10 protein-coding genes and 2 pseudogenes are annotated in these 11027 nt (G+C 73.8%); 7 read left to right on the top strand and 5 right to left on the bottom strand.

From position 1 onward, the window contains the following. Positions 1-44 precede the first annotated feature (44 nt). Positions 45-473: a hypothetical protein gene (locus ACH4SL_RS15425; RefSeq protein ID WP_398445481.1), complete on the top strand. Its 429-nt coding sequence runs from the start codon at positions 45-47 to the stop codon at positions 471-473. 57 nt (positions 474-530) lie between these two features. Here the strand turns inward: ACH4SL_RS15425 and ACH4SL_RS15420 are convergent, their stop codons facing one another. The 3 genes from ACH4SL_RS15420 to ACH4SL_RS15410 all read right to left on the bottom strand — a co-directional run bounded on the left by ACH4SL_RS15420 (position 531) and on the right by ACH4SL_RS15410 (position 2586). After that, positions 531-794, bottom strand: coding sequence for a hypothetical protein (locus tag ACH4SL_RS15420; RefSeq protein WP_398445479.1), 264 nt, complete (start codon positions 792-794; stop codon positions 531-533). Positions 795-890: 96 nt separating this feature from the next. Then, the gene (locus ACH4SL_RS15415) at positions 891-1637 is read right to left on the bottom strand and encodes a hypothetical protein (protein WP_398445477.1); all 747 of its coding nucleotides are present in this window, start codon (positions 1635-1637) and stop codon (positions 891-893) included. Positions 1638-2013: 376 nt separating this feature from the next. Beyond that, positions 2014-2586, bottom strand: a complete 573-nt coding sequence (locus tag ACH4SL_RS15410) for a dihydrofolate reductase family protein (protein ID WP_398445475.1) — start codon at positions 2584-2586, stop codon at positions 2014-2016. 194 nt (positions 2587-2780) lie between these two features. Here ACH4SL_RS15410 and ACH4SL_RS15405 point away from each other — a divergent pair, with 194 nt between their 5' ends. The 5 genes from ACH4SL_RS15405 (at position 2781) to ACH4SL_RS15385 (ending at position 7345) form a co-directional block, all read left to right on the top strand. Further along, positions 2781-3425, top strand: coding sequence for a cyclodeaminase/cyclohydrolase family protein (locus ACH4SL_RS15405; RefSeq protein ID WP_398445473.1), 645 nt, complete (start codon positions 2781-2783; stop codon positions 3423-3425). A gap of 754 nt (positions 3426-4179) precedes the next feature. Continuing rightward, complete coding sequence (locus ACH4SL_RS15400) at positions 4180-5070, top strand: bifunctional 5,10-methylenetetrahydrofolate dehydrogenase/5,10-methenyltetrahydrofolate cyclohydrolase (protein WP_398445471.1); 891 nt, start codon at positions 4180-4182, stop codon at positions 5068-5070. 69 nt (positions 5071-5139) lie between these two features. Then, a complete protein-coding gene (locus tag ACH4SL_RS15395; protein ID WP_398445469.1) occupies positions 5140-5676 on the top strand; it encodes a hypothetical protein in 537 nt (178 codons plus the stop codon). Positions 5677-5782: 106 nt separating this feature from the next. Next, complete coding sequence (locus ACH4SL_RS15390) at positions 5783-6547, top strand: SDR family NAD(P)-dependent oxidoreductase (RefSeq protein WP_398445467.1); 765 nt, start codon at positions 5783-5785, stop codon at positions 6545-6547. 312 nt (positions 6548-6859) lie between these two features. Beyond that, positions 6860-7345 (top strand): phospholipase, encoded by a 486-nt coding sequence (locus ACH4SL_RS15385; RefSeq protein WP_398445465.1) that lies wholly within the window; start codon positions 6860-6862, stop codon positions 7343-7345. A gap of 60 nt (positions 7346-7405) precedes the next feature. On the opposite strand, the pseudogene ACH4SL_RS15380 reads toward ACH4SL_RS15385, so the two are convergent. Both ACH4SL_RS15380 and ACH4SL_RS15375 read right to left on the bottom strand, forming a co-directional pair. Continuing rightward, positions 7406-8083 (bottom strand): annotated as a pseudogene (locus ACH4SL_RS15380) (polysaccharide lyase family 7 protein); the annotation flags it as partial. A 51-nt stretch (positions 8084-8134) separates the two neighbouring features. Continuing rightward, positions 8135-8545, bottom strand: a pseudogene (locus tag ACH4SL_RS15375) (ricin-type beta-trefoil lectin domain protein); the annotation flags it as partial. A gap of 309 nt (positions 8546-8854) precedes the next feature. Here ACH4SL_RS15375 and ACH4SL_RS15370 point away from each other — a divergent pair. After that, the gene (locus ACH4SL_RS15370) at positions 8855-10984 is read left to right on the top strand and encodes an HYR domain-containing protein (protein ID WP_398445463.1); all 2130 of its coding nucleotides are present in this window, start codon (positions 8855-8857) and stop codon (positions 10982-10984) included. The last annotated feature ends 43 nt before the right edge of the window (positions 10985-11027 follow it).

Below are 11027 nucleotides of genomic sequence, written 5' to 3'. Positions count from 1 at the left end.
GCCGAACGACCGCAGAGGGCAGGAGCAGGGGTGGCCGAGTGGGGGTGACCTACAAGTACTTCGGCGCGCCCGACGGAGCGACCGCGGCGCGCGTGCCGATCTCCATGCGCCCCGAGGAGCTCGGCGGCGACGAACTCGGCCAGGGCATGTACACCAAGGTCAAGCCGGAGACGATGGCCGCGATGGTTCTCACCGGCATCGAGGGCATACCCCCGCACAAGGTCCCCCCGCTCGAACTCGTCGTCCTCCACCCCGACTACGCCGTCGTCCGCCTCCCCGCCTCCGTCGTCGAACCCCTGCGCAGCGCCAACGAGGAATCCCTCGGCGCCGCCGCCTTCATCTGGTCCACGGTCCCCGACCGCCGCGGCCCGCGCGACGCCTTCGTCATCTACCAGATGCTCCACGAATGGCAGGACTTCGCCCGCCGCTGCCAGGAATCCGGCCACCAGCTCTACTGCCTGGTCTGGCCCTGATCCCCACCCCGGGGGTTTCCGGGGTTCTTCACCGCTCCTCCGGCCTTCCGGGGTTCTTCACCGCCCGCCGGTGCCTGCCGCCGTGCCCGGGGTTTCCTCCGCCGCGTCCCATGCGAGCGCCTTGAGCTGCATACGGGCCGCGGGGCCGCAGTCGGGCACGGTCGCCCAGAAGGGGTGCGCGGCGACCAGGACGGACAGCCGCACCAGGCGGCGGCGCAGCACCGTGGTCTGCGGGCCTGCGGAAGCGGCGAGTTGGCGATAGGTGACGTACCACTCGCGCTGCGCCTGGACGAGGTCGGCGGGAAAGGTGTGGTGGTGCATGCCCGGGATTCAACCACACGGTCGAACGTTTGTACGAGCGACGTGGCGCACATAACCGCAGCGTGTCGCGTACACCACCCGGACGGCCCTGTCGGGCTACAGGCAGAGGATCAGGACGCAGATCTCGCCCGGCGGTGTCGTCCCGTTGCTCGCGGGCGACGGGGTCACCGGGTCGGTGGGCGTGGCGGTCGGCGTGCTCGTCTCCGGCGGGGGCGTGGTCGCCGTGGGCTGCGGGGCCGGGGTCGTGGAGGCGGGCCGCGACGCGGACGCCGACGGGGACGGTTGCGGCCGCTGCGTGCGGTCCGCCGTCTGCTGCGGAGCCCGCGTGCGCGGCACGAGCGGGACGGAGCGGGTGTGGCCGGGCGTGGACGTGGCCGCCGGGTGCGGGGGCGCCGGGGTGCCGGTGCGGGACGGGGCCGTGGTGCCGGGCGGCGGGGTGGCGGCCGGGGAGGTCGCGGTGGGCAGGGTGTCGCCTACCGGGGCGTCGGGGGCGGTGGCGGCGTTCGTCGCGTCGCCGGAGCCGCCGGTCGGCAGCGCGGCGATGGCCAGGCCGCCGCCGGCCAGCGCGACCGCGGTCGCCGCGACCGCCCGGCGGCGGTTCCGCCGCCAGCGGGCCTGCGCGTGCCGCCGGGCCGCCCGGCCGCCGGAGGCGGGCAGCGCCGCGAAGGGCTCGGGCTCCGGCTCGATCTCAGCCGCGTAGGCGTCCGTACCGCCGGGCTCCACGTCGTACGGGAGCGGCTCGGGTATCGGGTACCTGTACGCGGGCGCCGGCAGCGGCGGTTCCGCTACCGGTGCCTCCGTCCGTATCGCGGACAGCGCCGACCTGGCCGGAGTCAGGTGCACCTCGGGACCCGCGGCGGATTCCGGTATCGGCCCGTCCGCGAAATACGGCGCCCGGTAGGCGGACGCGGGCGGCGCGATATCAGGCGCATAGGCACCGCAATCCGGGCATACCAACGCCCCGTTGAGGGTGCGACGGCATTGGTAGCAGTAGTCCATCGTCCTGTTTCCTGCCATGCGTTCTGGCTGCCTCGGGGTGACCACAAAACGCTAACAGCGGCACCGTAAGGCATTGCGGGGCGGTTGTGAGGCTTTCGAAAAGATCCCCCCGCCCAATTCCGGCGAAGTCGCCGTCAACCTCGCACGGGTCGCGGGACGGGAACAGCCCGCCCAGTCACTCCGGTGATCTTTCCGCCGACCGCCGACCGCCGGCCTTCCGTCAGCCGCGCTCGCGCGCGTACCGCAGCAGCACCACCCCGTTCCCGAACGTCCGGCTCTCGGTCAGCCGCAGCCGCGTCCGGTCGGCGGCCGCCGGGAAGAGGCGTTTGCCGGAGCCCAGCAGCACCGGGTGGACGTAGATCACGTACTCGTCGATCAGGTCGTGCGCGGCGAACGCGGCGGCCAGATCCGCGCCGCCCAGCGCGAGATCGCCGCCCGCCCGGGCCTTGAGCGCCTCGATCTCGGCGGCCACCACCTCGCGTACCACCGTCGTGTTCCACGCCGCCTTCCCCTTCTCCAGCGTGCGGGAATACACGATCTTGGGCATCTCCCGCCAGATCCGGGCGAATTCCCGGACGGGGGCGGGGGCTTGCGGATCTTCGTCCGCGGTCGGCCAGTATTCGGCCATGAGTTCGTACGTGACGCGGCCGTCGAGAAATGCGCCCATGTCACGCAGCTGATCGTTGAAGTATCCGTGCAGCTCGTCGTCCACGAGATGCCAGTCGATCTCCCTCTGCGGCCCCTCCATGAAACCGTCGAGTGAAACCGACATCGCGTATACGATTTTCCGCATCGCGCCCGCACTCTCCTCTCTCCGCCGCCGCGCCCCGCGTTCGCGCTTCCGCTATCTGGGTATCCCTGTCCCGGATTGTGCCGCGCGGGTCCGACAATGCGCCGCCACCAGCGCTTTCGGCGCGCACGATAGGCTCGGACGCACCAGGCGGGCTGACCGCCGGACGGCGGCACGCGGCAGGGGAGGACGGCGCGGTGGACACGGCGGCGGAGTCGGCGCGGATCCAGGACGACACGGTCGGCGGCTATCTGGAGCGGCTGGCCGCCCGCGTACCGGCCCCCGGCGGCGGGGCCGCCGCGGCGCTGCACGCCGCGCAGGGCGCCGCGCTGCTGGCGATGGTCGCCCGCTACTCGACGGGCGAGAAGTACGCCGCCCACGCCGAGGCGATCGCGCGGATCACCGACGAGAGCGACCGGCTGCGCGCGACCGCCCTCGACCTGGCCGCGGCCGACGCCGCCGCCTTCACCGCCGTGACGGACGCGTACGCGCTGCCGCGCGGGGACGACGCGCAGAAGGCCGCGCGCTCGGCGGCCATCGCGCGCGCCCTGGTGGGCGCGGCCCACCCGCCGGGCGCCGTCGTCGCCGTGGCCCGGCGGCTCGTCGCCCTCGCCGAGGAGCTGCTCCCGATCGGCAACCGCAACGTCGTCACCGACGTCGCCGCCGCCGCGGAGGCCGCCCGCGCCGCCGCGACCACCGCCCGCGTCAACGTCGAGATCAACCTCGCCGGCATCAAGGACCCCGCGACCCGCGCGGACCTCGCCGCAACCGTCACCGACGTCGACACCCTCGCGACCCGCGCCGCAGCGGTAACCGACTCCGTCCGCGCGTCCCTGACGTAGCCACGTTCCGCGCCCGCGGGGCGGCGCCGCCCTACGCCCGCACCCCGGAAGGGCTTGCGCCTCCTCTCACCCGCGCGCGCCCACCCCCGCGCGACGCGACACCCCCGACGGCGGGGCACCCCCGCACGACGGCACAGCCCCCAACCGCGGGGCACCACCCCCACCCCGCACGGCGGCACAGCCCCCGACGGCGGGGCACTCCCACAGGTGGACGGAAGGCCGACGTCCCACCCGCACCCACCCCCACCCCGCCCGACGGGACAGCCCCCGACGGCGGGGCACTCCCACAGGTGGACGGAGAGCCGACGTCCCACCCGCACCCACCCCCACCCCGCCCGACGGGACAGCCCCCAACGGCGGCGCACCCCCACAGGTGGACGGAGAGCCGACGTCCCACCCGCACCCACCCCCACCCCGCACGGCGGCACAGCCCCCAACCGCGGCGCACCCCCACAGGCGAACCGAAAGCCGACGTCCCACCCGCACGGGTGGTGGGGGTGGGAATCCCCGCGCCGGAGGCGCCGCGCGCCGGGCACGTATGCCCAGGGGCCCGCCCCCGCCGGAAGCGCCGAGCGCCGCACGCGCAAACCCAAGGCCCCGGCCCCGCCGGAAACGCTCCACGCCGCACGCGGAAGCGCGAGGCCCCCGCCGGAAACGCCGGGCGCGGGGAGGCGCCCCGTCACCCACCCGCGGAGCGCCGAGCGCATACGCTGGCGGCGCCGCGCCCGCACCCCGTACCCGAGGAGACGCCCCCATGAGCGACCCCACCGCATCCCTCACCGGCGCCGAGTGCGCGGCCGGCTTCCGCGCGGAGGCGCAGGAGATCGCCGAGCGGCTGGTACGCGAGGGCGGTGCGGCGCCGCGGCTGGTGGTGGTCGTCGCGACGGAGGACGAGAGCAGCGCGTGGTACGTACGCTCGATCACCCGCGCCGCCGCGAAGGCCGGCATCGTCTGCGACACCGTCACCCTGCCCTCGGACGCCGAACCGGCCGTCATCCGCAAGCAGTTGGCGACGCTGAGCGACGACGCCACGGTGCACGGGATCATCCTGCAGACGCCGCTGCCGCCCGGCGCGTCCGCCGCGGACCTGGCCGGGGCCATCGCGCCGGGCAAGGACGTGGACGGCGCCAACCCGCTGAGCCTGGGGCGGCTGGCCGCCGGACTGCCTGCCTTCGCCCCGGCCACCGCCGAGGCGGTCGTACGGCTGCTGGACGCGCACGGGCTCGCGCTCGCGGGGCGTACGGTCGCGGTCGTCGGCCGCTCCACCGTCGTCGGCAAGCCGCTGGCCCACCTGCTGCTGGACCGGGACGCGACCGTGACCGTCTGCCATTCCAGGACCGCCGACCTGGCCGCCGTCACGCGCGGCGCGGACGTCGTGGTGGCCGCGGCCGGGCGCGCCGGGCTCGTCACCGCCGAGCACATCGCGCCGGGCGCGGTCGTGGTCGACGTCGGCACCAACCCCACCGAGGACGGCGGCCTGACCGGCGACGTGGACGCGGATTCCGTGCGGGGCGTCGCCGCGGCCCTCTCCCCCGTGCCCGGCGGCGTCGGCCCGGTCACCACCGCGCTGCTGCTGCGGCACACCGCCCTGGCGGCCGAGGCCGCGCAGCACCCGGAGGGCACGCAGGTCGCACCGCGGGCGTGACATCTGTCATGGCCGGGTCCGGACGGACGGCTCTGCCGCCGGCACCCCGCCGGCGGCGATGCTCGTGCCATGACGATCACCGAGGCACTTCCCGCGACGGACACCACTCCTGACGCCCTGTCGGCCGCGGCCGAAACCGCCACCACAAACGGCTCGGCAATAGGCCACGACGTGGCAATGGACAAGGCCGAAGCGCCGAGCGCCACCGCGGACTTCCGTCCCGTCCCGGTGTGGTTCTTCGCCTTCGAGGGCCTCATGGGCGCGTCCTTCGACATCCTCAAGGCCCACCCCGACGGGTGGATGGTGATCGCCGCGTGCGCGGCCGTGAACATGGTGCTGGCCGCCACCGTGCTGCGCCCCCGGCTGAAGATGGCCAAGGCGATGCTCAAGGGCAAGCGCACCCGCAAGATCGCGCTCGGGCTGATCGCGCTGCGGCTCGGGATGCACGTCGTGCTCGGCGCGATCGGCATGCACGCGACGTCCGGCTGGGCGCACCTGGCCTTCGCCGTGGGAATGTGCGCCGCCACGGTGGGGCTGCTGGCCTTCGACCAGCGGGTGATGCTGCGGGCCCTGTGCGCGGAGCAGGCCGCGACCGCGGGCCGGTGATCGCCCGGGGCCGCGCCCGGGGCCGCCGGACGCGCCGCATATGCTGCGTGCAGGACGCACGTAGCCCACGTACGCACCGCACTCGTCCCTCACGGAAGGCGGCACCATGAGCACCCGTACCGCAGTGGTCACCGGCGCGAGCAGCGGGATCGGTGCCGCGACCGCGCGCAGGCTGGCCGGCGCCGGCTTCCACGTGGTGCTCACCGCGCGCCGCACCGACCGCCTCGACGCGCTCGCGAAGGAACTGACGGCCGCGGGCCACAGCGTCTCCACGCACGCCCTGGACGTGACGGACCGGGCGGCGGTCGACGCCTTCGCGGCGGATCTGGCGGAGCTGCCCCCCGTGCACGTCCTGGTCAACAACGCGGGCGGCGCCATCGGCACGGACCCGGTCGCGACCGCGGACCCCGCCGACTGGCGGGCGATGTTCGAGGTCAACGTCCTCGGCGTGCTCAACGTCACGCAGGCCCTGCTGCCCGCCCTCAGCGGCTCCGGCGACGGCACGATCGTGGTGCTGTCCTCGACCGCGGGCCTCGCGACGTACGAGGGCGGCGGCGGTTACGTGGCCGCCAAGCACGGCGCCCACGTCATCGCCGAGACGCTGCGGCTGGAGCTGAACGGCCACCCGGTGCGGATCATCGAGATCGCGCCCGGCATGGTCAAGACCGAGGAGTTCGCCCTCACCCGCTTCCGCGGCGACTCCGACCGCGCCGACGCCGTCTACGCGGGCGTCGCGGAGCCGCTGACCGCGGACGACGTCGCCGACACCGTCTGCTGGGCCGTCACCCGCCCCGCGCACGTCAACGTCGACCTGCTGGTGCTGCGCCCGCGCGCGCAGGCGTCCAACTACAAGGTCCACCGGGTGCAGTAGCGGCCTCCCGGCCTGCACAAAGCCCCGGAAGACCTCCCGCAAGGCCCCCGCAAGGCCCCCGCAAGACCCTCCGGAAGGCCCGGCGCACATCGCGCCGGGCGGGCGCGCACGGGCGCGTACCGGCTCCTGACCGCACGTCAACTTCTCGCGGATTCACCCGCGCCGGCCGGTTACCGGCGCGTAGATGACGGGAAACATTCCCGCGCGGCTCTTCGCGCGTAGACCCGTACGTCACCCCCACCGCGTTGACTCGTCGGCTCGTGCGAAGAACCGGACACCCCGTCAGTGCCCCACCACCGCCCGGAGGTTCCCATGCGCCCCGCCCGCCGTCTGGCCCTTCCCCTCGCCGCAGCCGCCCTCGCGCTGCCCGCCGTCCTGACCGCGGCCGCGCCCGCCGGGGCCGCGCCCGCCGACAAGCCGCAGGTGCTCAGCAGTTGGACGCAGACCAGCGCCGCGAGCTACAACGCCTGGCTCGCCGCCCGCAACAACCAGGGCGCCTGGTCGGCCTACGGCTTCGACTGGTCGACGGACTACTGCTCCGACTCCCCCGACAACCCGCTCGGCTTCCCCTTCAAACTCTCCTGCGCCCGCCACGACTTCGGCTACCGCAACTACAAGAAGGCGGGCACCTTCACCGCCAACAAGGCCCGGCTGGACAACATGCTCTACGCCGACCTCAAGCGGGTCTGCGCCGGCTACTCGGGCGTGACCAAGTCCGCGTGCGACTCGACGGCGTGGACGTACTACCACGCCGTCGACATCTTCGGCAGCGCCGCGCCCGCGGCGAAGGCCTCCTGAACAGCCCGGGGGGCCGGGGCCGTTGTACGGTCCCCGGCCCGCCGGTCTCGCCCGCTCCCGTCAGCTGTGGGCGACGGTGAGCGAGTAGAAGGCGACGCGCGCGCCCTTCGTCGTGCTGTCCGAGGACGACTGGTTGTACGAACCGGCCTTGAAGTACTGCTTGTAGGCGTTGAAGGACGACGGGATCGGGTAGTGCGTGACGCTCCCGTTGACCGTCAGGTCGATCGTGTTGCCGCCCGAGACGGCGATCGTGTAGCTCCACTTCGTCCCGACCGCGACGTGCCCGACCGTGTGCGTGGTCTGGCCGCCGTCCGGGGAGTTCTCCACGCCCGCGACGATGTCGCCGTTGGAGTGGTAGTAGAGCTCGATGAGCGGCTTGGTGGACGTGCCGCCGGAGCCGAGGTGGATCTGGCCGACGCACACGTTGGAGGTCACCGACACCACCCGAAGGGTCGCGTCCAGCCGGTGCGACCCGGCGAGCGACCAGTCCGCGGCGCTGCCGCTGCGGTTCATCTCGCGCAGCTCGGAGCGCGCGTAGTTGGAGTTCGGCGTCGTGACGCCCTTCTCCGGCGCCCAGAAGGTCATGGCGCCGTCCGACCCGTCGGTGTAGAAGTACGAGTCCTGGAAGCCGCCCGCGCCCTGGAGGCGGGACGAGGAGATGGTCGTCGGCGAGCCGGGCGAGCCGACCGGCTCCTGCAGCTCCCACACCCCGAGGTCGAAATTCCCGCCGGGCGCCACGCCCGTGTTGAGCCGGCCGCCGGGCGACGACGAACCACCCACCGACCACTGCTGGTTGGACGCGCCCGTGCACGTCCAGATCTGCAACTGGGTGCCGTTGGCGCTGGACTTGCCCGTGGCGTCCAGGCACTTGCCCGAGCCTGTGTTGACGAGCTGGCCGCCGCTGTACGTCCACGCCTGCGCGGCCGTGCCGTTGCAGTCGTAGAGCTGCACCTTCGCGCCGCTGACCGTCGAACCGGCGGCGACGTCGAGGCACTTGCCGAGGGCCCGCACCGTGCTGTCGGAGCTGCCGGTGGTCCAGCTCTGCGCCGAGGTGCCGTTGCAGTCGTAGAGCTGGACTGCCGTGCCGTTGGCGGTCGACGCGGCGGCGACGTCCACACACTTGCCGCCGAGCCCGGTGATCGGCCCGGAGGTCGCCGCGCCTGCCGCGGGTGCGACGAGCAGCCCGGCGGCACCGGCCATACCCGCGGCGCTGACGGCCGCGAGCAGTTTCGAGAGGTATGCCATGGGTGGGGGTCCTTTGCCTAGATGGTCTAGTCCAAAGGGTGCGCCCCAGTTGAATAACACGCCCATGTCAGAGGCGTCAACGCCCCGCAGAAACAGAGGCGTTGGCAGCCCATCGTCCTGCGGTCCCGGAGGGCGGGTGTCCGAAGAGGCAGCCCTTTCGTACCCGATGGTTTGACCCGCTCCGCGCTGCCCATTCCGGCCCGCGCACGCGACGGTGTCGGCTGGTGCGGTTTCCGGGAGCTGGGGGCTGGGGGTTCGGTGCGCATGCGTCAGCACGTCGGCGGCAAGGAAGCCGGTGCCGGTGGCCCGGGGGCGCGGCCCGGCCGGTCCGCGAGCCGCGCGCTGCGGCTCGGCGCCCTGGTCGCCGGGCTCCTGCTCGTCGCCGGAGCCGCCCCGGGCATGGCCGCGGGGCCCTCCGCGTCCCCCTCGGTCGTCGGCCCACCGGTACAGCCCCAGGTGGTGGACCAGGCACTCGCGCCCGGGGAGTCCACGCACGTGGCGAAGACGGTGGACACGCCGACGATCCCGCCGCGGCCGGACGTGGTGCTGATGATCGACGACACCGGGAGCATGAAGGGCAGCATCAGCAACGTCGCCGGTTCCATGCAGGGGGTGGCGAACGACATCCTCAAGCAGCAGCCCGACGCGCGTTTCGCCCTCACCGCGTACGGCGACGTGACCGATGGCGCGGACGTCTTCACCGTGGAGCACCAACTGACCTCGGACGTCAGCGACATGGAAAAGACCTGGTTCCACAACCTCACGGCGGAGCGCGGCTACAAGAGCGACGGTCCCGCCGAGGACTGGATCAACGGGCTCTGGCAGATCGCCAACGGCGCGGACGGGCGGATCACCTTCCGGCCGGAGGCCAGCCCGATCGTCGTCCTGATCGGCGACGCCTCCAGCCACGACCCCAGCGTGGACCACTCGCTCGACAGCGCCATCGGCGCGCTCAAGAGCGCGGGCGTGCGCGTTCTCGCCATCGACATCCACACGGACCTGGGCGACGGCCTCGACGGCGACGGCAAGACCCCCGAGAACCACGAGGGCACCCACGACCCCGACGAGGCCACCAAGGTCGTGAACGCCACCGGCGGCAAGCTGATGTCGGGCGTCGACCAGAACGCCGTCACCCAGGCCATCAGCAGCGGCCTGACCAACCTCCCCACCACCGTCACGTACGAGGCCGTCAACTGCGACCCCGCCCTCACGGTGAGCCTCGCCCCCGCCTCCCGGAAGGTCACCAGCGGCGAGACCGCGTCCTTCGACGAGACGATCTCCGTCGCCCCCGACGCGCCGCAGGGCGCCGAACTGACCTGCGCGGTGCAGTTTCTGCTCGACGGCAAGGTGCCCGGCGCCGACGCTCCCGCCGTCGCGACGGCCGCCCCCGTACGCAACAGGTCCGGAACGGGCCCGGCCCGTACGGCCCTTGCGGCCCCGCCGCCCGAACCCGCCAACGACTACCAGGAGATCATCGGCATCGCCGTCCGCGACGTCACCGCCCCCGTCGTGACCCTCGACAGCCGCTCGGTCGAGGCGCAGGGCTCCGGGGGCGCGCACATCAGCTACACCGCGACCGCCGTGGACGGCGTCGACGGACCGCTCCCCGTCGCGTGCACGCCCGCCTCCGGCTCGCTCTTCCCGCTCGGCGCCACCACCGTCACCTGCACGGCGACCGACGGCGCGGGCAACACCGGCTCGGCGCAGGCGACGTTCACGGTCCTCCCCAAGCCCATCCCCGACCAGGCGGACCTCGCCGTGCACATCGGGGTCGGTCCCACGCCGACGTACACCGGCGGCCGTACGCTCGCGCAGGTCACGCTCACCAACGCCGGCCCGCGGGCCGCGACCGGCGTCGTCGTGTCGTCGGTGTGGCCGGCCACCGCCGCGGGCGGGAGCAGCGTCGGGGCGCCGACGGCGTGCACGAGCGCCAAGCCGTGCACGATCCCGCCCGGCGGCCGGGTCACGCTGCTCCAGCAGGCCGTCTACCACGTGCCGCTCACCGGCACGGTGAAGGTGGCCGTGCACGGCTCGCCCGCCGACCCGCGGACGGCCGACAACACCGCGACCGCCACGGTCCGCGTCCTCCAGCCGAAGCTGACGGTCACCCCGGCGGTGGTCCGCCCCGGTGACGTGGTCGTGGTGCGCGGCACGGACTTCCCGCCCGGCACGGCCGTCCCGCTCTCGTGGAGCCGCGGGATCACCGCCCGGACCGACCCCGCGCTCGTCGAGCCGGACGGCACGTTCGCGGCGCAGGTCGTCGTCCTGCCGCGCGACCTGCTCGGCGCCCGCGACCTGCGGGCCACACCCACCGGTTACGACCCGCCGAAGCCGCTGCCGGTGCTGGTGGTGCAACAGACCGTGCAGCCACCGGACTTCGCGGCCCGCGGCTGAGGCGCGCAGCAAGGACCCGCGGCTGAATCCGTACGAGCAGGCA

The sequence above is a fragment of the Streptomyces sp. NPDC021020 genome (assembly GCF_044333285.1).
Taxonomy (GTDB): Bacteria; Actinomycetota; Actinomycetes; order Streptomycetales; family Streptomycetaceae; genus Actinacidiphila.
This window is presented reverse-complemented; position numbering and strand designations above follow the sequence as displayed.

Excerpts from the sequence above, each read along its gene's own strand:
- ACH4SL_RS15410 (WP_398445475.1), bottom strand. The coding sequence starts at position 2,586 with ATGCGGAAAATCGTATACGCGATGTCGGTTTCACTCGACGGTTTCATG.
- ACH4SL_RS15390 (WP_398445467.1), top strand. The coding sequence starts at position 5,783 with ATGAGCACCCGTACCGCAGTGGTCACCGGCGCGAGCAGCGGGATCGGT.
- ACH4SL_RS15385 (WP_398445465.1), top strand. The coding sequence starts at position 6,860 with ATGCGCCCCGCCCGCCGTCTGGCCCTTCCCCTCGCCGCAGCCGCCCTC.
- ACH4SL_RS15370 (WP_398445463.1), top strand. The coding sequence starts at position 8,855 with ATGCGTCAGCACGTCGGCGGCAAGGAAGCCGGTGCCGGTGGCCCGGGG.
- ACH4SL_RS15400 (WP_398445471.1), top strand. The coding sequence starts at position 4,180 with ATGAGCGACCCCACCGCATCCCTCACCGGCGCCGAGTGCGCGGCCGGC.
- ACH4SL_RS15420 (WP_398445479.1), bottom strand. The coding sequence starts at position 794 with ATGCACCACCACACCTTTCCCGCCGACCTCGTCCAGGCGCAGCGCGAG.
- ACH4SL_RS15395 (WP_398445469.1), top strand. The coding sequence starts at position 5,140 with ATGACGATCACCGAGGCACTTCCCGCGACGGACACCACTCCTGACGCC.